This window comes from Kitasatospora sp. NPDC043950 (genome assembly GCF_056435345.1).
Genome location: NZ_JBWKER010000045.1, coordinates 23,209 through 44,916 on the forward strand (window position 1 = coordinate 23,209; position 21,708 = coordinate 44,916).

Consider the following 21,708-nt stretch of genomic DNA (forward strand, 5'->3'; position numbering starts at 1 on the left):
CCTGACTAATAACGGGGCTGCCCGGCTGCGCAGGCCCGGAATACGGCAGGATGAGCGGACGATGCGGAACGGACTGGTACAGCTCGGCGCCTGGGCGGCGGCCACCGGGGCGGCGGTGGCGCTGTCCTGGCTCGGCGTGCACGCGGTGCTGACCGGTGCCGCGTTCGAGCAGCCCACGGCCCTGCCGCTGCCCTCGCCGAGGGCCGACGGCACGCCGCACACCGCGACCGTCACCCCCGACCAGGCGCGGTCGGCCACCCAGACCGGGACCCCGACCCCACCACCGGCCTCCCCGACCGCCGCCACGACGACGCGCGGGCCGGCCCCCGCCACCACCCTCGCCGCCGCCTCTTCGCCGGCCACCCGCCGCCCCGCTCCCGCCACCGCCACGGCGGTGTCCTCTGTGAAGAGCTACCCGGTGCCGGGCGGCAAGGTCGCCCTGGACATCCGCCCCGACAAGGCCTCGCTGGTCTCCGCCACTCCCGACCCCGGCTGGCAGATGCAGGTGTGGAACGGCGACCAGTGGATGCGGGTGGACTTCACCAAGGGCGAGCAGGCCAACTCGGTCTTCGTCTACTGGAACGGCCACCCGCCGGTGGTCGAGACGGCCATCCGCTGAGCCCCCCTCACCAGGTCTCGAACGGCAGGTACCCCGGCAGGTACGGCCCGGCGTAGCCGGACCGGTCGACCAGGGTGTGCCTGGTCCCGCCCGGCACCCCGATCGTCGCGAGCACCGCCGTGCCGAAGCGGTCCCGCGCCTCGTACGGCTCGGCCAGCGACAGGGCGCCCCGGTCCACCGCGTAGTCGTAGGCGTAGAAGACGTCCGGCACGCTCACCGCGAGGTCCAGCACCCCGTCCCCGTGCCGGGCCAGGTGCGCGGCCAGCTCCCGGCCGCGCGGGCCGATCACCTGGACCAGCGAGGTGAGCACGATCCTGGTCCCGGGCGCGTCCAGCACGTACGAGACCGTCTCCGGCTCCCCGGTCTCCGGCCCGGCGTACGCGGTACAGCGCAGTCCGAGCGCGGCGGTGTAGCGGCGGGCGGCCCGCTCGGCGTCGCCGACCGCGAAGACCACCGCGTCGGCGCGGCCCATCGGGAGGGGGCCGGACTGTCCGGGTCCTGCGGCGAGCAGGACGGGTTCGGCGGCGGTGTCGGTCATGACGGCCCTCCCGGTAGGCGTGCGGACCACGGCGGGTGCGACCGTGCGCCGGTGTGGGGCCCGGCGCACGGCGTTGTGGCTGGAGGGTGGCGCCGAGCCGACCGGCGCGCAACTGTTCCGTTTCCTCCTGGTCAAGCTGTGCGTCGGGGCGGGAGAATCGGCGGCGCCGCTGTACAGAATGCCCACCGGAGGACGGAGCCGCGATGCCCCCCGCCCAGTCCCCGAGCTCCCCCGGCTCGCCCAACTCCCCCGCCCCGCCGGGCGCTTCGGCCGCCCCCGGGACGGGCGGCGGGAACGACTCGATCGACGCGCTGGACGGCCGGCTGATCCGGCTGCTCGCCGAGGAGCCCCGGATCGGGGTGCTGGAGTGCTCGCGCCGGCTCCAGGTCGCCCGGGGCACCGTGCAGGCCCGGCTGGACCGGTTGCAGGCCAAGGGGGTGATCGGCGGCTTCGGCCCGGAGGTCGACCCGGCGGCGCTCGGCTACCCGGTGACGGCCTTCGCCACCCTGGAGATCTCCCAGGGCCAGGGCGCCGACGTCCGGACGCACCTGGCGAACGTGCCGGAGGTGCTGGAACTGCACACCATCACCGGGGCCGGGGACATGATGGTGCGGATCGTGGCCCGCTCCAACGCCGATCTGCAACGGGTGATCGACCGGGTGGTGGGCTTCGACGGGATCGTCCGCTCGGCGACCGCGATCGCGCTGGAGAACCCGGTGCCGTACCGCATCCTGCCGCTGGTGGACCAGGCCGCCGCCGAGTAGGGCCCGCGCGACGGCAGAGGCCTCCGCCCCCGTCAGCAGCTGGGGACGCCGCCGCCGCTCTTCAGCGCCTCCAGCGCCGAGACCGCCTCGCCGAGCGTACCGACCGGTACCAGGCGCAGCGTCTTGGGCGTGTTGACCTTGGCGTCCGTGCACTCGTCCTTGGGCAGCAGGAACACCGTCGCGCCGTCCCGGGCGGCCGCCTGGGTCTTGAGCGGGACGCCGCCGACCGCGCCGACGACGCCCTGGTCGTCGATGGTGCCGGTGCCCGCGATCGTGAGCCCGCCGGTGAGGTCGCCGCCCTTGCCGTCGCCGGCGAGCTTGTCGATGATGCCCAGCGCCAGCATCTGCCCGGCGCTCGGGCCGCCGACGTCACCCAGGTCGACCTTCACCTTGACCTGGTCCGGCGAGAGGTGGAGGTAGCCGAGCGCGGCGGCGGTGGCGCTGTTCTGCGACTCGGCCATCTGCTGGGCGGTCTGCTCCTCGGCCTTGGCCGGGTTGCCCGGCGGGTAGACCGTGTCGGTCGGGCGCACCGCCTCGTCCTGGTCGAACCAGGCCTGGAGCGCGCGCCAGAAGGTGGTCTTCTCCCCCGGGTTGGTGGCCGAGATGGTGACCATCCGCAGCTCGCCCTCGGTGGTGCGCAGCGGCGCCCCGGTCACGGTGAGGACCGGCTTGTCCTTGTACGTGCCGAGGGTGTCCGCGGTCAGGCCCGGCCAGGTCAGCGTGTACGGCAGCGGGACGAAGGCGGCCACGCCGAACAGCGCGGCGACCAGCACCCCGCAGAGCGTGAGCGCGCGGGTCCGCGGGGAGGTGAGGGCCTTGGGCAGCTTGGTGTCGGACACAAGGGGAATCCAAACACACCGGGGCCCGTGCCGGCCTACCGCAGCGCGTCGGCCACCTCGGTCGCCGCCTCCACCACCCGGGGGCCGACCCGCTCGGGGACCAGCCCGTTCAGCATCACCACGCCGACGCTGCCCTCGATGCCGCTCAGTCCGATCAGCGCGGCGGCCGCGCCGCAGGCCCCGGACTGCTCCTCCGCACGGGTGATGACGAAACCCTGCTCCGGCCGGCGCTGGCTGGGGAAGGTGCGCGCCTCCAGGATGGCCCGGCCGGCCGCGCTCTCGCCGAGCGGGTGGCGCAGCCCGGTGCGGTAGGCGACGTGGAAGTCGGTCCAGCTCGGCTCGACCACGGCGACGGCCAGCGCCTCGTTGCCGTCCACCAGGGTGAGGTGGGCGGTGGCGCCGAGGTCCTCGGCCAGGCTGCGCAGGGCCGGCAGCGCGGCCTCGCGCAGCAGCGGGTGCACCCGGTGGGCCAGGCGCAGGACGCCCAGGCCGACCCGGGCGCGGCCGCCGATGTCCCGGCGGACCAGGCCGTGCTGTTCCAGGGTGGCCAGCAGCCGGTAGACGACGGTGCGGTTGACGGCCAGTCGGGCGGCCAGCTCGGTGACGGTGAGCCCGCGCTCGGAGTCGGCGAGGAGTTTGAGGACCCGGACTCCACGGTCCAGGGTCTGGGAGGTCTCGGCAGTCACGACGGGCATCCTTTCCGCGGCGCTCGCGGGGCAGGCGGCGCCGGACCGGGTTCGGTGTCGCGCGCAGGTGGGGTGGCCGCGCTCGGACCGCTCGCGGTGTCGTCCTTGACGTGCGTGCGGTCCTGCGGCGCCCGTCCTGTGGGGGTTGCCCGGTGGAAGAGCGTGGGGGAAAGGTAGTGAAGGAAATGTCGCGACGGAAGTGGTTGTCCAAAATTCGGGCGTGATCGACTTCAACAGCGCGACGGAACCGGGACAAATGCCCGCATTTCTCCGGGCCCGCCGGCGCGCGGGTCCGGCCGCGCTCCGGAGTCCGGACACGCGGGAACGGAGCGGCCGGCCCGCGGCCGCGCGCCGTGCCGTTCCCGCGCCTGATTCCGCGGCTGACTCCAAGCCCGTTTCCGAGCCCGTTCCCGAACCCGCCTGCCCGGCCCGCCTGCCCGCCTGCCCGCCTGCCCGCCTGCCGCGGCTACTTCGCCCACTCGCGGATCTTGGCGATCCGCGCCTTCAGCTGGTTGGCCGTGGCCTGCGCGGTCAGCGGGCCGCCGCACTGGCGGCGCAGCTCGTTGTGGACGGTGCCGTGCGGCTGGTCGGTGCGGTGGTGCCAGGCGGCCACCAGCGCGTTCAGCTCCTTGCGCAGCTCCCGGAGTTCCTGGTGGGTGACGACCGGCCGCTGCTCGGCCGGCAGCTCCAGCAGGTCGGCCTCCTCGGCGGGCTTGCCCTTGCTGCGCTGGATCTGCCGGTGCTGGCGCTTCTGCAACAGCATCTGCACCTGGTCCGGCTCCAGCAGGCCCGGGATGCCGAGGTAGTCGTCCTCCTCCTCGCTCCCCGGGTGGGCCTGCATGCCGAACTCCATGGAGTTGTACAGCACCCGGTCGAAGACCGCGTCGGAGCCGATCGCCTCGTAGGAGAACTCGTCGCCGCCCGCGCCGTCCGGCCCGTCGTTGGCCCGCTCGGCCTCGGCGAGCAGCCGGTCCTCCTCGTCGAAGAGGCCCTCGCCCTCCTTCTTCGGCCGGTCCAGCACGTGGTCGCGCTGGACCTCCATCTCGTTGGCGAAGCCGAGCAGCGTCGGGATGGTGGGCAGGAACACCGAGGCGGTCTCGCCGCGCTTGCGGGCTCGCACGAAGCGGCCGACGGCCTGGGCGAAGAACAGCGGGGTGGAGATCGAGGTGGCGTACACCCCGACGCACAGCCGGGGCACGTCGACGCCTTCGGACACCATCCGGACCGCGACCATCCAGCGCGAGTCCCCGGCCGCGTAGTCGGAGATCCGCTGGGAGGCCTCGGTCTCGTCGGAGAGCACCACGGTGGCCTTCTCGCCGGAGATCTCGCGCAGGATCTTGGCGTAGGCGCGCGCGGTGTTCTGGTCGGTGGCGATGACCAGCCCGCCGGCGTCCGGGATCGCCTTGCGGACCTCGGACAGCCGCCGGTCGGCGGCCTGCAGCACGGACGGGATCCACTCGCCCTGCGGGGCCAGCGCGGTGCGCCAGGCCTGGGCGATCAGGTCCTTGGTCATCGGCTCGCCGAGCCGGGCCTCCAGCTCGTCACCGGACTTGGTGCGCCAGCGCATGTTGCCGCTGTAGCTGAGGAAGATCACCGGGCGGACGACGTGGTCGGCGAGCGCGTGCCCGTAGCCGTAGGTGTAGTCGGCGACGGACTTGCGGATGCCGTCGCCGCCGGCCTCGTACTGGACGAACGGGATCGGGTTGGTGTCGGAGCGGAACGGCGTCCCGGTCAGCGCCAGCCGGCGGGTGGCCGGCTCGAAGGCCTCGAAGCAGGCCTCGCCCCAGGACTTGGAGTCGCCGGCGTGGTGGATCTCGTCCATGATCACGAGGGTCTTGCGCGCCTCGGTCCGGTTGCGGTGCAGCATCGGGTTGACCCCGACGCCCGCGTAGGTGACCACGATGCCGTGGTAGTCCCGGGAGAGCGGGCCGGAGGAGTAGGCCGGGTCGAGCCGGATGCCTATCCGCGCGGCGGCCTCGGCCCACTGCTTCTTCAGGTGCTCGGTCGGCGCGATGACGGTCACCTGCTGCACCAGGTGGTTGTGCAGCAGGTACGAGGCCAGGGTGAGCGCGAAGGTGGTCTTACCGGCGCCCGGGGTGGCGACCGCGAGGAAGTCGCGCGGCTGCGTCTCGATGTACCTGTCCAGCGCGCCCTGCTGCCAGGCCCGCAGCTTGCCCGCGGTGCCCCAGGGGGCGCGGCCGGGGAAGGCCGGCGAGAGGTGGTGCGAGGCGGCGGACGCGGCGGGTCCGGCGCCCCGGGCGGGCGCCTGCGGCTCCGGCACGTCGGAGAACAGCGGCATCGAGGAGGCGGCGGCAGTACTCACGGTCTCCGAGGGGGGATCATCGCAGGTCAGGGGCGGTTTCTCAGCCCCGCCCCGCGGAAGGGCGGCGATCGGACAACCCGCCCAGCGTACCGGCCCGGCGCCGTCGGGGCGGCCAGGCGAGGCTCCGCGCCGGGCCCGGGCGGCCGGAAATCGACGTGACCCGGATCACATCCGATCGATTCCGAAACCGAGTAATCACGGCCGGTCCCGGGACTCTCACCAGGGTGAGGCCGCCCCAACCCTCCCCCTTGTCGACCGGCCTCACACCGACCCGAAGGGACTCGCCGTGCACACCGCCGCCGAAGAGACCGTCCAGGCCCGTCTGATCCTCTCGCTGCACCGCTCCGTCCGGCTGCGGGTGCTCCTGAGCTACCTGCCGGAGGACCCGCTCGCCGTCCGGATGGCCTTTCCCGCCGAGTTCTCGCTGGACGAACCGGCGGACGGCGGCGCGGGCTCGGACGGCGCCGACGACATCGTCTGGGTCTTCGCCCGCCAGCTGCTCTCGGCCGGCCTGGAGCTGCCGGCCGGCGTCGGCGACGTCCACGTCCGGCCCACGGTCGGCCGGCGCACCATGGTCGAGCTGCGGGCGCCGGAGGGCACCGCGCTGCTCCAGTTCGACACCACCGACCTGCGCCGCTTCCTGTGGCGCAGCCGGCTGCTCGTCCCCGAGGGCGAGGAGCACCTGCACCTGGACGCCGACCGCGCGCTCGCCGAGCTGCTCGGCTGAGCGGCGCGCGGGGCCGGCGTCCGGGGGCGTCAGCGCGCTTCCGGCCGTCACCCGGGTCCGGGGCCCAGGGCGCCTCAGCCCGACAGCCTGCGCATCAGCCGGACGCCCTGCGCCGGCGTCAGGTGCGGCAGGTACGCCTTGCCGATCGCCCTGGTGATGCTCGGCAGCGCGGCGGGGTCGGGGTAGGCCATGTACATCGGCCGGTACTCCGGCTGGAACTTCGCCTTGAACGCGAGCAGCGAGCGGAAGCCGTACACCGGCTCCAGCACCCGTCCCATCCAGTCCAGCATCCGCTGCAGGCCGGAGGGCTCCTCGTCCTGCCCGGAGCGGGCCAGCGGCGCGCCGGACAGCGACAGGAAGCGCGCGCCCTCCTCCTTGAAGCCCAGCGCGGCCGAGGCGATCAGGAACTCGTTGACGCCGCGGAAGCCGTCCGAGCGCCGGCGCATGAAGTCCAGCGTCCAGCCGACCGGCACGCCGTTCTCGTACACCGGCATCCAGCTGGTCAGCCCGTGCACGACACGCTGCTCGTCCACCGCGATCAGCACCCGCACGTCCGGGTCGTCCAGCTCCTCCAGTCCGCCGAGCGTGAAGCCCATCTCGGGCAGGCCCTTCTCGGAGACCCACTCCTCGGAGATCGCCCGGATCTGGTCCCGCAGCGCGCGCGGCGCCTCGTGGTGGGACCACCACTCGGCGGTGATGCCCTGCTTGCCGGCCTTGTTCAGCGCGGTCCGGATGTCCTGCCACTTGCGGCCGGTGAAGGCCAGCTCGGGCAGCGCCACCACGGTGTCCTCGGCGACCTGCACCGAGCGCCAGCCGAGCTGCGCGGCGGCCTCCCGGGTCTGCGGGGAGACGCTGTAGAAGCACGGGGTCCAGCCGCGCTGGTCGCAGAACCGGGCGAACCCGGCCACCGCCCGGGCCCGGGCCTCCGGCGCGCCGAACGGGTCGCCGGTGGTCAGCGCCACCGTGTTGTGCACCCGGTAGGCGACGGCCGCCCGGCCCTCCTCGTCGAACCAGTAGTGGTTGCCGTCCCAGGTGGTGATGAAGGACAGCGTCCCGCCGCCGTACGCGGTGAGCAGCGCCCTGGCCCGGGCGGCCGCCTCCGCGTCGGTGTGCAGCACCGGCCGGCGGAAGGCCAGCAGCAGCGCGGTCAGCGCGACCACCCAGAACGCCAGCCCGCAGTACGTCTCCAGGAACAGCGCCACCGGGCCGACCGCGATCGGGTAGTCCGGCAGCAGGTCGTTGTAGGCGGGCGGCAGGAACTGCGCGGGCAGCCCGTGCAGCAGCCGGCGGATGTTCGCCCCCGGCTCGAACTGGTCGGCCGCGAGGCGCCCGAGCCCCACGTACGCGGCCGAGGCCGCCAGGGCGGCGCCGCCGAGCAGCGCGCCCAGCCGCAGCACCGCCCGGCCGGCCAGCCGCAGCCGGAAGCGCTGCCGGGTGGCCAGCAGCAGGCCGAGGGTGAGCAGCGGCAGCAGCAGCGCCTCGACGAAGTACTGGACCACGTCGCCGCTGACCGGGCCGGAGTCGAGGTACAGCCAGCCCAGCAGCGCCGCCCAGAGCAGCTCGGTGGCGACGGTGATCCGCCAGGCGAGCCGCAGCCCCCGGCGCAGCCCCTCGGCCAGGACCAGCAGCAGCGCCGGGAACAGCGCGGCCATCAGCCGGCCCGGGGTGTCGAAGATCCGCTCGACGGCGTGCGCGCGGGCGCAGTCGTGCGCCGACAGCGCGCAGAAGTCGGCCACCTCCTCCGGGCTGAGCCGGTGCGAGAAGTACAGCTCGGAGAAGGTGTTGAACGGCCCGCTGGCGTTGTCGTACAGCGAGGCGATCAGCGGGCCGAGGGCGGCGGCGACCAGGCAGAGCGCCACCAGCACCCGGGTCTCGGAGTGCGAGGAGCGGTGGGTGCGCAGGTGCAGCCCGCCCCGGGCGAGCAGCGCGCCGGCGCCCAGCCCGACGAACGCGGCGGCGCACCGCTGGACGCTCTGCAGGTGGCCCACGTACAGCGTCATGACCAGCGGGGCGAGCAGCACCAGCAGGTGCAGCCGGCGGCGCCAGAGCACGGTGAGCCGGTAGCCGAGCACCCCGGCCAGCGCGAACAGGCCGACACCGGGGCCGACCGAGGTCTGGTCGGCCACCGAGACGGTCCACTGCTCGCCGACCCGGGAGCCGACCGCGATCAGCCCGGTGCCGAGCAGGGTGCCCGCCAGCTGCCCGCCGACCAGCACCGCGAGCGTGCGCAGCCACCCGAGCCGGTGCTCGGCGGCCGGGCCGACCAGGACCAGCAGCAGGCTGGTGAACACGTACGAGCCCAGGCCGGAGCACCAGAACAGCGAGGTGAACGGCGTCCACCAGTGGCCCTCGGCGAGCGTGGGCACGCCGGCCCCGACCCGGTCGAGCAGCCGCTCGGACGGCCCGTGGGCCAGGCTGCCGGTGGCCGCGCCGAGCGCCCAGAGCCCGGCCAGCAGCACCAGGGTGAGCGGCGCCGAGCGCAGCCACACGCCGAACGTCCGGGTCGCCCGCCAGGCCCGCTGCGGGCGCGGCTCCGGCGTCCCGGCGACCGGCGCGCGGTCCGACGGCCACTCCTGCTCCTTGGCCGGCGCGGGGGCCGCGGGGAGCCGGATCACCGGATCAGCCCGGTCTGCTGGGAGAGCCAGGCCAGGTTCTGTTCGAAGGCCTGGCGGAACACGACCCAGCTGTGCCAGCCGGGGATGGTCTGGTAGCCGACCTTCATTCCGGCCGCCTGTGCCGCCGCATAGGCCTTCTCCTGCATGGGTCGGAAGTCCGGGTCGTTGGCGCCGACCACGAACATGCCTGCGGTGTCGGGGAACTTCTGCCGGGCCATGACGTGCACCGGGTCGACGGCGTCGAACGCGGCCTCGTCGCCGCCGAAGGCCTTGTCGACGGTCTCGCCGCGGTCGCCCAGGGTCGGCTCGTCCTGGCCGGAGATGTCCAGGAAGGTGCCGTAGACCCCGGGCGCGTTGACGGCCAGCTGGAGCGAGCAGGTGCCGCCGAGCGAGAGCCCGCCGATGGCGAAGGCGCCCCGGCCGGTGGCGGTCTGCAGGTTGTGGTGGATCCAGTCCGGGACGTCGGTGGCCAGGTAGGTGTGCGCCTTGGCGATCCGGGAGTCCATGCAGAGCGTGTTGGTGAACGGGCTGCCGGTGGGGTCGGCGACCACCACGATCGGGGCGAGGCCCTGGTGGTCGGCGGCGAAGGCGTCCAGGGTCTCCTGGATGGCCCCGGAGGTGATCCAGTCCACCGGGGCGCCGGGCTGGCCGGGCAGCAGCACCACGACGGGCAGCAGCGGCCGGGGGTTGGCCTGGTAGGCGGGCGGCAGGTAGACGTACCCGTCGCGGGCCGTGAAGCCGGACTTGGTGCCGGGGATGGTCACCGTGGAGAGGGTGCCCTTCGCGGGCAGGCCGGGCGGCGCGTGCCAGAGCTCCTCGACGGGCTTGCCGGGCGTGGCGGCGACGGTGCTGGCCACCTTGCCCGTGGTCAGCGCCTGGACCCCGGGCACCAGCATGGCCCGGGCGGTCGGGTACTGGTCGAAGCCCCGGTTGACCTGCGAGGCGGCCATCAGCAGCACCAGGACGGCGGCTCCGGTCGCCAGCAGCCGGCGGCGGACGGCGAGCAGCGGCGCGCGGAAGCAGACCAGGGATATCGCGAACAGCGCGACGGCTATCCAGCGCAGGACGAAGTCCGGTGTGCCCTCCGGGAAGGGGTGCCACCAGCCGTCGACGCCGAGCTTCACCAGGGCGGTGAGCGTTCCGGCCAGCATCAGGGCGCCGAAGAGGCGCGGGGCCCGCCAGCGTTCGTGGCGGGAGAACGCGAGCAGGACCAGCGACCCCCAGCCCGCGGCGAGCACGGCGTACGGGATCGGGCCGTGGGTGAGCGGCCAGTCGATCGGGTTCCAACGGGTGGCGAGGGTCAGCGTGGTCATGCGGCTTTGCCCGGCCGGGTGGTGTCGGCCAGGAAGCCGTAGGCGACGACGTTGCCCTCGTAGCCGTGCTCGGCGCTGTACGCGCCGCCGCAGGTGATGACCCGCAGCTGAGCGTCGGCGGCCTGGCGGTAGACCCGGTCGTCCGGGAAGTCCTTTCGGTCGTGCACTTCGATGGCGTACAGCTGGTAGACGGCGACGGCGCCGTCCGCGCGGGCGATCTCGATCCGGTCTCCGCGCCGGAGCGCCCCCAGGTTGTAGAAGACGGCCGGGCCGGCCTTGTTGTCGACGTGCCCGGCCAGGATGGCGGTGCCGCGCTGCCCGGGGCTGGCTCCGCCGCGGTACCAGCCCGCCAGGTTGCGGTCCGCCTCGGGCGGGGCCTGGAGGTGGCCGTCGGGGTCGAGCCCGAGCGCGGTGACCGGGGCGTCCAGCCGGACGGCCGGGATGCGGATGCGGATGGGGTCGGAGGGGCCCAGCGGCGGGACGACGGAGACCGGGGCGAAGCCGGACAGCGTCTGCGTGCTGCCGGGGGCGGGCGGCAGCACGCCCTGCCCGCCGTCGTGCAGCAGCCAGGCACCGAGCACCAGCGCGGCACCGGCCGCCAGGGTGCCCGGCCACGGGCTCCTGCTCTGCTGGACGCCCACGGGCGCTCCCCTCTACCGACGGATTCCCGATCCTGGGAGTTTCCTGGGAAACAATTCAATCGGATCGGACCTTAAAGCACGTCCACACGATGGGCGTAATGACACCCCCCGATCGGCAGGGCAACCGCCCGAATCCGTGCGCCCAGTGGGCATCCGGTGACGGAACGCGACGGCCGTTTCCCAGGTGACGGCGCCACCGGAACGCCTCGGTACGAGCTTCGACGGCGCGGGGGGTCGGTCCGGTTGCGTCAATCGGGCGATCGATGAAGACCGCCAGTGGCGCCTGGCCGACCGATCGAGCCCAGCTGCCATGCTGACCCGGTCACGGGTTCTATCACCCCACTTGTCCGACCGGATTTCCGCACGCCTGTACGCCTGCCGAACGCCTCATGAACGGAGTGACCATGGCCGCTCTCTCCCGCCGCACCCTGCTGGCCGCCGGTGCGGCCTCCGCCGCCACCCTGGCGACCGGCTGCGGAAGCAACAGCGCCGACAGCAAGAAGCCGATGATCGGCTCGGCCGTCCCTCCCACCGGCGCGGCCGTCGACCAGAGTGCCGGCCCCACGGACGCCGCCGAGCAGCAGGCCGTCCTGATCGGCGACGGCTCCACCTCCGACACCGGGGCCCAGCCCCACCAGCCCACCCCCGAGCGGCTCAAGGCCGGCGAACGGCCGCCGCAGTTCGTGGTCTTCTCCTGGGACGGCGCCGGCGAACTCGACAACGGACTGTTCGCCCGCTTCCGCCGGCTGGCGCAGGAGCACAACGCCTCGATGACCTTCTTCCTCAGCGGCCTCTACCTGCTGCCCGAGTCCAAGAAGGACCTCTACCGCCCCCCGCAGCACAAGGTCGGCGCCTCCGAGATCGGCTACCTCACCGACCAGCACATCCACGACACCCTGGAGAACGTGCACGCGGCCTGGCTGGAGGGCCACGAGATCGGCACCCACTTCAACGGCCACTTCTGCGGCGCCACCGGCGTCGGCAAGTGGTCCCCGGAGGAGTGGGACAGCGAGATCCAGCAGGCCATGGACTTCGTGACGAACTGGCGCACCAACACCGGCTTCACCGACCTGCCGGCCCTGCCCTTCGACTACCGCAGGGAGCTGATCGGCAGCCGCACCCCCTGCCTGGAGGGCCAGCGCAACCTGCTGCCCACCGCGGTCAAGCGCGGCTGGCGCTACGACAGCAGCGGCAACGGCACCCAGGTGTGGCCGCAGAAGATCCAGGGCGGTGCGCTCTGGGACCTCCCGCTGCAGTCCATCCCCTTCCCCGGGCACACCTTCCAGGTGCTGTCGATGGACTACAACATCATGTACAACCAGTGCGGCCCCAACACCAAGGCCGACCCGGCGCTCTACCCGGGCTTCCAGGCCCAGGCCCGCGACTCCTACCTGCTGGGATTCGACCGCACCTACAACGGCAACCGGGCGCCGTACGTCATCGGCAACCACTTCGAGGAGTGGAACGGCGGCATCTACATGAACGCCGTCGAGGACGTGCTCCGGACGATCGCGGACAAGCCGGAGGTCCGGCTGGTCTCGTTCCGCCAACTGGTGGACTGGCTGGACGCCCAGGACCCGGCGGTGCTGCGCAAGCTCCAGGGCCTCGCCCCGGGCCAGGCGCCGACCGGCGGCTGGGAGGCCTTCCTCGGCACCCCCGGGGCACCGCCGGTGCCCTCCGCCGCCGCTGCCGGCTGACCCTCAGGACCTGGCCCGGACCCGGCCGGCGAGCAGCGCCCCCAGCAGCGCCACGCCGGCCATGGCCAGCAGGATCACCGCGAAGGCCCCGGGCGAGCCGGCGGCCCCGGACGAGGCGGTGGCCCCGGCGCCCTCGTGGGCGGCGGCGAGCGAGCCGCCGCCCAGCACCGCGAACATCACCCCCGCCAGGCCCGTCAGCAGGACGTTGCCCAGCGCGTCGCTCATCTGCAGGGCCGCCGAGTTCACCCCGGCGTCCTCCGGCGCGGAGAGCTTCATCATCAGCACGCTGACGCTCGCGACCGTCAGTCCCATCCCGATGCCGCCGACGCCCCAGGCCACCGCCGCCACCCAGGCCGGCACCGCCGGGACCAGCACCAGCGCGGCGCCCGCGATCGCCACCGTGGTCAGCACGAACCCGCCCCGGATCATCGCCTCGCGGTAGCGCTCGGCTCCCGGCCGCCCCTGTAGCCAGGAGCCCAGCGCCCAGGTGAGCCCGCCGCTGGTCAGGGTGAGCCCCGACATCGTCGGCGAGAGGCCGCGCTCGGTGGTCATCATCAGCGGGACGAAGGCCTCGGCCCCGAGGAACGCCCCGGCCGCCAGTCCGCGCAGCAGGATCACCGCCGGCAGCCCCCGCCCTGCCCGCAGGGTCCGCTCGGGCAACAGTCCCAGGACGGCCGGCACCAGCAGCGCCGCCCCGACGATCCCGGGGAGCAGCCCGATCAGGTCGTGCCGCCCGCCCGCGTACTGCAGCAGGCCGGCACCGAGCGCCGCCATCGCGGCCAGCAGGGTGCGCCGGCGGTCGAAGTCCGAGCCCCTGGCCACCGGGTGCTCCCGCTCGGAGCGGGTCAGCGCGGGGCCCATCACGGCCAGCGGCAGCAGGATCAGCACCGGCACGGCCAGGAACACCCAGCGCCAGCCGAGGTGCTGGGTGATCGCGCCGGAGACCAGCGGCCCGATGATCGAGGGCAGCACCCAGGCCGAGGAGAAGGCCGCGAACACCGCCGGCCGCAGCCGCTCCGGGTAGGCCCGGCCGACCACCACGTACAGCGCGACGATCACCAGCCCGCCGCCCAGGCCCTGGATCGCCCGCCCGGCCACGAACACCCACATGCCCGGCGCCGTCCCGGCCACCACCAGGCCCACACCGAACACCGCGATGCCGGTGAACAGCGGCTGCATCGGCCCGCGCCGGTCGCACCACTGCCCGGAGACGACCAGCGCGAACAGCGTGGTGGTGAAGTAGCCGGAGAAGGCGAAGGCGTACAGCCCGATGCCGTTCAGCTGGCGGGCCGCGGTCGGCATCGCGGTGTTGACGGCGGTCGCCTCGAAGGCGATCACCAGGACCACCGACACGATCCCCAGCGTCAGAGCGCGGTAGCGGCCGCTGAGGACCCCGCCACCTGGGTCGAGTTCGGAGGGTATCGAGGCGGAGTCGACCGAGGTGGGGGAGGCAGTGGTCATACGTAACATCGTAAGGGCCGTCTGCCTTCATGACCCCTGACCCGAGTCGGTGACCAGCTAGGTCGCTGGGCCTAGGACCGGGGTCGGGGGAAGGGCGGGCCAAGCTCAGGCGGCGGTCAGTGGAGCACCTTCAGGCCGACCACGCCGGAGACGATGAGCAGCAGGCAGCCGATCCGGGCCGCCGTCACCGCGTCCCCCAGGACGGCCATGCCGTAGAGCGCGGTGCCGACCGCACCGATGCCGACCCAGACCGCGTAGCCGGTGCCGATCGGAATGGTGCGCATCGCGTACGCCAGCCCGCCCATGCTCAGCAGCAGGGCCACACCGAAGACGAGGCTGGGGGTGAGCCGGGAAAAGCCCTTGGACGACTCCAGGGCCACCGCCCACACGGTCTCCAGGACACCCGAGATGATCAGAACGAGCCATGCCATGACGGCCTACCTCCGCAGTCCACAGCGGCCGGATTGCCGCTGAACTGCGCCGTCTTGTCGTCACCGGGTACGACGCGCTCGTCCGGGGCGGCCGGGCAACCGACCACCTGGTTCCGACCGTAGCACAAGCCGCCATACAGAATTTACATTCCGCCGTTGACGGCCCCCCGCGCATTCCGCCACTATGAATTCACTGGCCGTGTGCCCGAGTGGCTTAGGGAACCGTCTGCAAAGCGGTGTACACGGGTTCGATTCCCGTCATGGCCTCGCCGGAAATGGAATTGCCGGTCGACATTCCGTCGACCGGCAATTCCTGTTTCCGGTATTTCCGGGGCGGTCGGCCGAAGCCGCCGCCCCCGCCCGTCAGACCGCGACCGCGTCCTCCGGCCGGATCGGCAGCCGGCCGACCGGCAGGCCGGTGGCCGCCCGGACGGCGGCGGCCACGGCCGCCGGGGCGACCACCGCGGGGGCGGCGCTGACCGCCTTGGCCCCGAAGGTGGCGACCACGTCCCGCTCCTCCAGCAGGGCGGCGATGCGCACCTGCGGGGTGTCCAGCGCGGTGGGCAGCCGGTAGCCGGTGAGCGAGGGGTTCAGCAGCACGCCGCCCTCGGTGCGCAGGTCCTCCAGCAGCGCCAGGCCGACGCCCTGGGCCACGCCCGCCTCGATCCGGTCCTCGATCTGCCGCGGGTTCAGCGCCCGGCCGACGTCCTGGGCGACCGTCATCTCGACCACCCGGACGGCGCCCAGCTCGATGTCCACGTCCACCACCGCGCGCATCGCGCAGAACGCGATCGACACGAAGGCGTCGCCCTGCCCGGACTCGTCCAGCGGCTCGGTGGGGTGCGGGCGGCACTGGGCCGTCGCCCAGAGCTCCTTGCCCTCCAGCGCCTCGGCGACCGGCATGCCGAGCACCCCGTCGTACGAGGTGATCTTTCCGTCGGCGATCTGCAGCAGTTCCACCGACATCCCGAAGTTGGCGGCGATCGGCTGGAGCAGCTGGTGGCGGACCATCAGCGCGGCGCGCTCGACGGCGCCGCCGGAGACCCAGGTGTGCCGGCCACGGGCGGAGGGACCGGCGATGGACTGGTCGCTGTCGGCCGGCGCGATGTACACCTCGCTGACGCCCAGCACGGTCTGCACGATCTGCCGGGCCAGCGTGGCGAAGCCCTGTCCGGAGTCGACGGCCGCGCAGATCACCGTGGCGTGGTCGCCGCTGACCCGCACGGTGGCGGTGGAGACCTCGTCCTCGCCCTCCGCGCCGAGCATGTGCACCATGCCGACGGCGTAGCCGATCCCGCGCCGCACCGCCGCCGGGTCGCCGGCCCCACCGGGCCCGCCCGGCAGCAGCCACTCGGCGTCCGGGTCGTCCACCGGCAGGGCCGGCAGCGGCTCGGCCGCGACGGCCTCCAGCAGCGCGCCGACCGGCGCCGGGCAGGTGACGGCCTGTCCGGTGGGCATCGGGTCGCCGGTGGCCATCGCGTTGCGGCGGCGGATCTCCACCGGGTCCACGCCGATCCGGGCGGCCAGCTGGTCCAGCTGCGACTCGTAGGCGAAGCAGGCCTGCAACGCGCCCTCGCCGCGCATCCGCCCGGCCGGCGGGTTGTTGGTGCGCACCGCCCAGGCGTCCACGAAGACGTTCGGGCAGACGTACGGGCCGACCGAGAACGCGGTGGCGGCGGCCAGCGCCTCGGCGGAGACGTCCGCGTACGCGCCGCCGTCCAGCAGGATCTGCGCCTCGACCTTCACCAGGGTGCCCTCGGCGTCGGCGTGGTGGCGGTAGCGCAGCAGCGCGGGGTGGCGCGAGGGGTGGGTGTGGAAGGACTCCTCGCGGGTGAGGGTCATCTTCACCGGGCGGCCGGTGCGCAGCGCCAGCAACGCCAGGGTGACCTGGAAGGAGAGGTCCTCGCGGTCCGTGGTGGCCCCGGGCACGCCGGTGACCACCAGCCGGACCCGGTCGGGCTCCAGGCCGAGGCAGGCGGCGGTGCGGTCGCGGTCGCCGTGCGGGTCGGTGGAGGACAGGTGCAGTTCGACGCCGCCGTCCGGGCGCGGCACGGCCAGCCCGGCCTCGGCCCCGAGCGGGGCCGGGTCCTGACGGCCGACCTGGTAGAGGCCCTCGATGATGATCTCGCCGGCCGCGTCCGGGTCCCCGGTGCGCAGCGGCAGGTGGCGGAACAGGTTGCCGTCCGGGTGCAGCGACGGGGCGGTGAAGGCCTGCTCGGGGTCGGTGACGGCCTCCAGCGGCTCGTAGTCGACCGCGATCAGACCGACCGCCAGCCGGGCGGTGTCCGGGTGGTCGGCGGCCACCGCGGCGATCGGCTCGCCGTGGTGGCGCACCACGCCCGCGGCCAGCACCGGCCGGTCGGCGACGATCGGCCCGGCCGGGGCGCCGTCCGGGGTTCCGTCCGGGCCGGGCGGCAGGTCGGCGGCGGTGACCACGGCGTGCACGCCGGGCAGCGCGAGCGCGGCCGCGGTGTCGATACCCCTGATCCGGGCGTGCGGGTGCGGCGAGCGCAGCACCGCGCCCCAGAGCAGCCCCTCGGCCCACAGGTCGGCCGCGTACGGGTAGATGCCGAGCGCCTTGGGCAGTGCGTCGCTGCGCAGCGGTGAGCTGCCCAGGCCGAACGGCTCCGGTGCGCCGCCCTCGCCGCCGTCCTGCTGGAGTGCTGCGCCGATGTCGGTAGGCGACGTCATGATGCGTGGTCGTCCTCGGGGAGCCGGATGCCGTGGGCGGGGGTGGCGCCGTACGGGACGCCGGCCGGGGCGGTGCCGCCGGCCGGAGCGCCGTGCGGGGGCGTGGCGACGTACGGCGTGCCGTGCGGGGGCGTGCCGTCGAAGGCGGCCCCGGGCAGCGGCGTGCCGTGCGCGGGGGTGGGTTCGTAGACCGGGGCGTCGTACCCGGCGTCGTAGCCGTTCTGCTGCGGGTAGCCGCCGGGCACGTAGGTGCCGTGGGCGGGGGTGCCCTGGTACGGCTGCTCGGGGTAGCCCTGGGGCGGGTAGTACACCTGGTCGTCGGCGGTCTGGGCGGGGATGCCCTGGACCGGCGTCAGGACGGCGGTGTCGTACACGCCGGTGTCGTAGCCGCCCTGGCCGTCGCCGTACGGCTGGTCGGTGCCGGCCGGGGGCTGCTCGGCGGGCGGCTGCGGGACGTGCTCGATCCAGGCGTCGGCGTCGGCGTAGACCGGCGGTTCGGCGGCCGGCTCCGGTCCGGCGGCCGCTTCCCCGGCGGGCTGTTCGGCGGGCTGTCCCGCGACCGGGGCGGCGGCCTGGGCGGCGACCGGAGAGGCCGCTTCCTCCGTCTCCTCGGCGTCCTCGGCGCGCGCGTCGGCGATGCTCTGGACGGCGGCCAGCACGCCGCGGTAGCCGGTGCAGCGGCAGAGGTTGCCGCAGAGCGCCTGGCGGGCCTCGACCTCGGTCGGGCGGTGGTTGCGCTGGAGCAGGTCGTGCACCGCCATCGCCATGCCGGGGGTGCAGTAGCCGCACTGCACCGCGCCGGACTCGGCCAGCGCCTGCTGGACGTCGCTCGCGCCGCCGGCGGCCGACAGGCCCTCGACGGTGTTGATCTCGCTGTCGGCGGCCAGCGCGGCGGGCACCAGGCAGCCGGCCACCAGCTGGCCGTCCACCTGCACCGAGCAGGCCCCGCACTCGCCCTGCTCGCAGCCGTCCTTGGCACCGGCCAGGCCGAGCCGCTCGCGCAGCACGTAGAGCAGGCTCTCGCCGATCCAGGCGTCGGTGACGGGCCGTTCGAAACCGTTGACCCGCAAGGTGTACGAGGCGCACGGGCGCAGCTCGCGGCTGACCTGCGGGGTGAGGCCGAGCGGGTCGGCGTCGAGGGTCTCGATGGGGTCTGTGGTCACTTCAGCGCCCTTCCCAGTGCCCGTCGGGCCAGCACCGATACGGTACGCCGCAGCCGAACGGCGGCCGCGCTCGGCCCCTCGGTCACGGCCTCCCAGGCGCCTTCGGCGCCGTAGCTGTCGGGGACGCAGGCGGTGGCCACGTACTCGCCGAAGGCGGCGGTCGCGGCCGGGTCGATCTCCCGGCTGCCGTCCCAGTCGATGCAGCCGGCGACCCAGGCCTCGGCCTCCAGCGGGCGCAGCGGCACCGGTGCGACGGCGCCGACCGCGCAGCGCACGGCGCGCCGGGCGGGGTCGAGGACCAGCGCGACGGAGGCGGTGGCGCGGGCCGGGCCGCTGCGGCCGGTGGCCTTGAGGAAGACCTGCGGGGCGTGCAGCAGCGGGACGCGCACCCAGGTGAGGAGTTCGCCGGGGCGCACCGGGTCGAGGCCGGTGAGCAGGTGACTGACCGGCACCTCGCGGCTGGCGCCGGCCCGGGCGAGGGTGACGCTGGCCTCCAGGGCGGTGAGCACCGGGAGGGTGTCGCCGGCCGGGGCGGCGGTGACGATGTTGCCGCCGAGGGTGCCGACGTTGCGGACCTGCGGCGGGCCGGCGGTGCGGGCGGCGTCCGCGAGCGCGGGGATGAGCGCGGCGAAGTCGGGGCGGTCCATCCGGGCGTGGGTGAGTCCGGCGCCGAGGACGGCGGTGCCGCCGTCCTCGTAGCGCCAGCCGCGCAGTTCGGTGATCCGGCCGAGGCCGACCAGGGCGGCGGGGCGTAGCCGTCCGGCGTTGACGGCTTCCATCAGGTCGGTGGCTCCGGCCACCGGTACCGCGGCCGGGGTGGCGGCCAGCGCGTCGACGGCCTCGTCGAGGGAGGCCGGCAGCATGATCGTCCGGTTCACCTGGGTCCCACCGTGCTCCACTTGCTCATCGATCGGCTGCCGCCCGCGGCCTTCGGCCGTGGTGTCCGCGTCAGCAGCCCGGCCTGGCCCGTAGGGTACGGGCGATCGGGCCGGGTTGGGCAACTCTGGCACACAATGCTCGATGATCATTTCGGGGCAGGTGAACGGGACTGCCCGATTGGGACGGATACCGGGCGGTATCTGCCCTGGCCCGAACCGGACCAGGGCAGATGTTCATCTGTTCTTGACGTCAGATGACCACTCAGAAGTTCCCGCCGGAACGAGTCCGTCGCGCTCAGCGCACCGGCGGCGGGCCCTCGATCGGCCGGCCGGCCACCCCGGGCCAGCACTGCCAGGGGTGCGGGCCGTCCGCCGGGCGGTACTCCACGCCGAGCGCGTCCAGCACCTTCAGGTGTGCCTCCAGCCGGTGCTGGAAGCCGGCGTAGTCGCGCTCGGCCGGATCGGTGGGCAGGTCGGACCAGGCGACCTCGGCGAAGGCCACCAACCGGGGGAAGGCCCGGTAGTCGATGTCCCGGGCGCTGTCCATGAACTCGCTCCACAGGTTGGCCTGGGTGCCGATCACGTGCCGGGCCGCGGTCTCGTCCAGTTGCCCGGGCACCGGCTCGAAGCGGTACACGTCCTCCAGCGTGCGCACGAAGCCGACCGGGATCGGCTCGTCCGGGCCGTCGGCCTGCCGGTGGTCGAAGTAGACGTGCTGCTCGGGGCACATCACCACGTCGTGCCCGGCCTTGGCCGCGGCGATCCCGCCACCGAACCCGCGCCAGGAGGAGACGGCGGCGCCCGGGGCGAGCCCGCCCTCCAGGATCTCGTCCCAGCCGATCAGCCGGCGGCCGCGCTCGGCCAGCCAGCGGTCGAAGTGCCGGATCACGAAGCTCTGCAGCTCGTCCTCGTTGGCCAGGCCGAGCTCGCGGATCCGCGCCTGGGCGGCCGCGCTGTCCTTCCACTGCTCCTTGGGGCACTCGTCGCCGCCGAGGTGGATGAACTCGGACGGGAAGAGTTCCAGGACCTCCTCCAGCACGCCCTCGAAGAAGCGCAGGGTGTCCTCGGAGGCGTTGAGCACGTTGTGGCTGACGCCCCAGTCCGTCCAGACGCCGAGCGCCGCGGTGTCCACCACGTCGGTGTTGCCCAGCTCGGGGTAGGCCGCGACGGCGGCCTGGGTGTGCCCGGGCAGGTCGACCTCCGGGACGACGGTGACCCCGCGCGCGGCCGCGTAGGCGACGATCTCGCGCAGGTCGTCCTGGGTGTAGTAGCCGCCGTGCGGGCGGTCGTCGCGGCGCTGGCCGGCCCGGTAGCCGACCATCGAGCGGTCCCGCCAGGCGCCGCGCTCGGTCAGGCCGGGGTAGCGCTTGATCTCCACCCGCCAGCCCTGGTCGTCGGTCAGGTGCAGGTGCAGCACGTTGAGCTTGTGCGCGGCCAGCAGGTCGACGAAGCGCAGCACGTCCGACTTGGGCAGGAAGTGCCGGGCGACGTCGAGCAGCGCACCGCGCCAGCCGAACCGGGGGGCGTCCTCGATGTCCGCACCGGGCAGCACCCAGCCGGTGCCGCGCAGCGGGGAACGGCGGAAGGCGTCCGGGCCGAGCAGCTGCCGCAGGGTCTGCGCCCCCCACAGCGCACCGGCCGGCCCGCCCGCGGCTATCAGGGCGTGGCCGGGGCGCACCGTGATCCGGTACGCCTCGGCGGCCAGCGCGTCGTCCTGGACCAGTTCGATGCCCGCGCCCGGCCGGCCCGGGCCGAGCGGCAGCCCGGTGGCCGCGGACAGCGCGGTGCGCAGCCACCGCTCGGCGTCGGCCAGCCCGGGCGGCGCGGTCAGCGTGGTGGCGTCGTCGAGGGGGAAGTCCTCGTCCGGGCGGCGGACGGCACTCGAAGGCACGGGAATGAGGTCCATTCCGACATCCTGCCCCCGCCCCGGACGACTGGCATAGACCACTTCGGAAACGCGGCACTATGCAAAACGGCGCTGTGCACAACCACACCCTGCGCAACGGCGCCGGGCACCGGCCCGCGGCGGTCGGTGCTACTTGCCGCCGTTGTTGTCGTCGCCGCCCTGCGGCTTGCCGATGCCGTCGTAGATCTCCTTGCACATCGGGCAGACCGGGTACTTCTTCGGGTCGCGCCCGGGCACCCAGACCTTGCCGCAGAGCGCCACCACGGGCGAGCCGGAGAGCGCGCTCTCCATGATCTTGTCCTTCTGGACGTAGTGCGCGAAGCGCTCGTGGTCGCCGTCCCCGTGGGACACCTGGGGGACTGGCTCGACCAGGGTGCCGGTGCCGAGGCCGCGCTCGGGCTCAAGAGTGCTCATAG

At 73.9% G+C, this 21,708-nt stretch carries 17 protein-coding genes, 1 tRNA gene, 1 pseudogene and 1 riboswitch; of the genes and pseudogenes, 5 read left to right on the forward strand and 14 right to left on the reverse strand.

Annotated features, from left to right (window positions below):
• The first annotated feature begins 61 nt into the window (after positions 1–61).
• A complete protein-coding gene (locus tag AC07BF_RS27255) occupies positions 62–619 on the forward strand; it encodes a hypothetical protein (RefSeq protein ID WP_363587197.1) in 558 nt (185 codons plus the stop codon).
• Between the two features lie 7 nt (positions 620–626).
• Here the strand turns inward: AC07BF_RS27255 and AC07BF_RS27260 are convergent, their stop codons facing one another.
• On the reverse strand, positions 627–1,157 hold the full coding sequence (locus AC07BF_RS27260; RefSeq protein WP_363587198.1) for a VOC family protein: 531 nt from the start codon (positions 1,155–1,157) through the stop codon (positions 627–629).
• A 203-nt stretch (positions 1,158–1,360) separates the two neighbouring features.
• Here AC07BF_RS27260 and AC07BF_RS27265 point away from each other — a divergent pair, with 203 nt between their 5' ends.
• A complete protein-coding gene (locus AC07BF_RS27265; RefSeq protein ID WP_350881144.1) occupies positions 1,361–1,921 on the forward strand; it encodes an Lrp/AsnC family transcriptional regulator in 561 nt (186 codons plus the stop codon).
• 32 nt (positions 1,922–1,953) lie between these two features.
• Here the strand turns inward: AC07BF_RS27265 and AC07BF_RS27270 are convergent, their stop codons facing one another.
• The 3 genes from AC07BF_RS27270 to AC07BF_RS27280 all read right to left on the reverse strand — a co-directional run bounded on the left by AC07BF_RS27270 (position 1,954) and on the right by AC07BF_RS27280 (position 5,745).
• On the reverse strand, positions 1,954–2,760 hold the full coding sequence (locus AC07BF_RS27270; RefSeq protein ID WP_363620104.1) for a S16 family serine protease: 807 nt from the start codon (positions 2,758–2,760) through the stop codon (positions 1,954–1,956).
• Positions 2,761–2,795: 35 nt separating this feature from the next.
• Positions 2,796–3,446, reverse strand: a complete 651-nt coding sequence (locus AC07BF_RS27275) for an IclR family transcriptional regulator (RefSeq protein WP_350881140.1) — start codon at positions 3,444–3,446, stop codon at positions 2,796–2,798.
• 466 nt (positions 3,447–3,912) lie between these two features.
• On the reverse strand, positions 3,913–5,745 hold the full coding sequence (locus AC07BF_RS27280; RefSeq protein ID WP_363587210.1) for a DEAD/DEAH box helicase: 1,833 nt from the start codon (positions 5,743–5,745) through the stop codon (positions 3,913–3,915).
• Between the two features lie 310 nt (positions 5,746–6,055).
• Here AC07BF_RS27280 and AC07BF_RS27285 point away from each other — a divergent pair, with 310 nt between their 5' ends.
• Entirely contained in the window at positions 6,056–6,496 is a 441-nt protein-coding gene (locus tag AC07BF_RS27285; RefSeq protein WP_478319085.1) for an SsgA family sporulation/cell division regulator, read from the forward strand.
• A 74-nt stretch (positions 6,497–6,570) separates the two neighbouring features.
• Here AC07BF_RS27285 and AC07BF_RS27290 read toward each other — a convergent pair whose 3' ends face one another.
• The 3 genes from AC07BF_RS27290 to AC07BF_RS27300 are packed head-to-tail and all read right to left on the reverse strand — an operon-like array spanning position 6,571 to position 11,065.
• Positions 6,571–9,111, reverse strand: a complete 2,541-nt coding sequence (locus AC07BF_RS27290) for a phosphatidylglycerol lysyltransferase domain-containing protein (protein ID WP_400810313.1) — start codon at positions 9,109–9,111, stop codon at positions 6,571–6,573.
• Positions 9,108–10,424 (reverse strand): alpha/beta hydrolase, encoded by a 1,317-nt coding sequence (locus tag AC07BF_RS27295; RefSeq protein WP_363628101.1) that lies wholly within the window; start codon positions 10,422–10,424, stop codon positions 9,108–9,110. The genes AC07BF_RS27290 and AC07BF_RS27295 overlap by 4 nt, the downstream gene beginning before the upstream one ends.
• The gene (locus tag AC07BF_RS27300) at positions 10,421–11,065 is read right to left on the reverse strand and encodes a class F sortase (RefSeq protein WP_478319087.1); all 645 of its coding nucleotides are present in this window, start codon (positions 11,063–11,065) and stop codon (positions 10,421–10,423) included. The genes AC07BF_RS27295 and AC07BF_RS27300 overlap by 4 nt, the downstream gene beginning before the upstream one ends.
• A 404-nt stretch (positions 11,066–11,469) precedes the next feature.
• Between AC07BF_RS27300 and AC07BF_RS27305 the strand changes: the two genes are divergently transcribed.
• On the forward strand, positions 11,470–12,762 hold the full coding sequence (locus AC07BF_RS27305) for a polysaccharide deacetylase family protein (RefSeq protein ID WP_478319089.1): 1,293 nt from the start codon (positions 11,470–11,472) through the stop codon (positions 12,760–12,762).
• 3 nt (positions 12,763–12,765) lie between these two features.
• Here the strand turns inward: AC07BF_RS27305 and AC07BF_RS27310 are convergent, their stop codons facing one another.
• Both AC07BF_RS27310 and AC07BF_RS27315 read right to left on the reverse strand, forming a co-directional pair.
• Positions 12,766–14,223 carry an MFS transporter gene (locus tag AC07BF_RS27310; protein ID WP_478319090.1) on the reverse strand — a complete coding sequence of 486 codons (1,458 nt, stop codon included), beginning with the start codon at positions 14,221–14,223 and terminating at the stop codon, positions 12,766–12,768.
• A gap of 116 nt (positions 14,224–14,339) precedes the next feature.
• Positions 14,340–14,654 (reverse strand): DMT family transporter, encoded by a 315-nt coding sequence (locus AC07BF_RS27315; RefSeq protein WP_350881126.1) that lies wholly within the window; start codon positions 14,652–14,654, stop codon positions 14,340–14,342.
• A gap of 43 nt (positions 14,655–14,697) precedes the next feature.
• A riboswitch (guanidine-III (ykkC-III) riboswitch) is annotated at positions 14,698–14,764 on the reverse strand.
• Positions 14,765–14,849: 85 nt separating this feature from the next.
• On the opposite strand from AC07BF_RS27315, the gene AC07BF_RS27320 reads away from it, so the two are divergent.
• Positions 14,850–14,921 (forward strand) — tRNA-Cys (locus AC07BF_RS27320).
• A 96-nt stretch (positions 14,922–15,017) separates the two neighbouring features.
• Here the strand turns inward: AC07BF_RS27320 and AC07BF_RS27325 are convergent.
• From AC07BF_RS27325 to AC07BF_RS27345, 5 genes and pseudogenes are all read right to left on the reverse strand, one after another.
• The gene (locus AC07BF_RS27325; RefSeq protein ID WP_079135849.1) at positions 15,018–17,345 is read right to left on the reverse strand and encodes a xanthine dehydrogenase family protein molybdopterin-binding subunit; all 2,328 of its coding nucleotides are present in this window, start codon (positions 17,343–17,345) and stop codon (positions 15,018–15,020) included.
• Between the two features lie 637 nt (positions 17,346–17,982).
• Positions 17,983–18,433: pseudogene (locus AC07BF_RS27330) on the reverse strand ((2Fe-2S)-binding protein); the annotation flags it as partial.
• Positions 18,434–18,504: 71 nt separating this feature from the next.
• The gene (locus AC07BF_RS27335) at positions 18,505–19,371 is read right to left on the reverse strand and encodes an FAD binding domain-containing protein (protein WP_363587211.1); all 867 of its coding nucleotides are present in this window, start codon (positions 19,369–19,371) and stop codon (positions 18,505–18,507) included.
• Between the two features lie 310 nt (positions 19,372–19,681).
• A complete protein-coding gene (locus tag AC07BF_RS27340; protein WP_478334049.1) occupies positions 19,682–21,292 on the reverse strand; it encodes a beta-N-acetylhexosaminidase in 1,611 nt (536 codons plus the stop codon).
• Between the two features lie 129 nt (positions 21,293–21,421).
• Complete coding sequence (locus tag AC07BF_RS27345) at positions 21,422–21,706, reverse strand: DUF3039 domain-containing protein (protein ID WP_063349181.1); 285 nt, start codon at positions 21,704–21,706, stop codon at positions 21,422–21,424.
• Positions 21,707–21,708 lie beyond the last annotated feature (2 nt).

Excerpts from the sequence above, each read along its gene's own strand:
- AC07BF_RS27315 (WP_350881126.1), bottom strand. The coding sequence starts at position 14,654 with ATGGCATGGCTCGTTCTGATCATCTCGGGTGTCCTGGAGACCGTGTGG.
- AC07BF_RS27335 (WP_363587211.1), bottom strand. The coding sequence starts at position 19,371 with ATGCTGCCGGCCTCCCTCGACGAGGCCGTCGACGCGCTGGCCGCCACC.
- AC07BF_RS27255 (WP_363587197.1), top strand. The coding sequence starts at position 62 with ATGCGGAACGGACTGGTACAGCTCGGCGCCTGGGCGGCGGCCACCGGG.
- AC07BF_RS27310 (WP_478319090.1), bottom strand. The coding sequence starts at position 14,223 with ATGACCACTGCCTCCCCCACCTCGGTCGACTCCGCCTCGATACCCTCC.
- AC07BF_RS27340 (WP_478334049.1), bottom strand. The coding sequence starts at position 21,292 with ATGGACCTCATTCCCGTGCCTTCGAGTGCCGTCCGCCGCCCGGACGAG.
- AC07BF_RS27345 (WP_063349181.1), bottom strand. The coding sequence starts at position 21,706 with ATGAGCACTCTTGAGCCCGAGCGCGGCCTCGGCACCGGCACCCTGGTC.
- AC07BF_RS27325 (WP_079135849.1), bottom strand. The coding sequence starts at position 17,345 with ATGACGTCGCCTACCGACATCGGCGCAGCACTCCAGCAGGACGGCGGC.
- AC07BF_RS27305 (WP_478319089.1), top strand. The coding sequence starts at position 11,470 with ATGGCCGCTCTCTCCCGCCGCACCCTGCTGGCCGCCGGTGCGGCCTCC.
- AC07BF_RS27295 (WP_363628101.1), bottom strand. The coding sequence starts at position 10,424 with ATGACCACGCTGACCCTCGCCACCCGTTGGAACCCGATCGACTGGCCG.
- AC07BF_RS27260 (WP_363587198.1), bottom strand. The coding sequence starts at position 1,157 with ATGACCGACACCGCCGCCGAACCCGTCCTGCTCGCCGCAGGACCCGGA.
- AC07BF_RS27280 (WP_363587210.1), bottom strand. The coding sequence starts at position 5,745 with ATGCCGCTGTTCTCCGACGTGCCGGAGCCGCAGGCGCCCGCCCGGGGC.
- AC07BF_RS27265 (WP_350881144.1), top strand. The coding sequence starts at position 1,361 with ATGCCCCCCGCCCAGTCCCCGAGCTCCCCCGGCTCGCCCAACTCCCCC.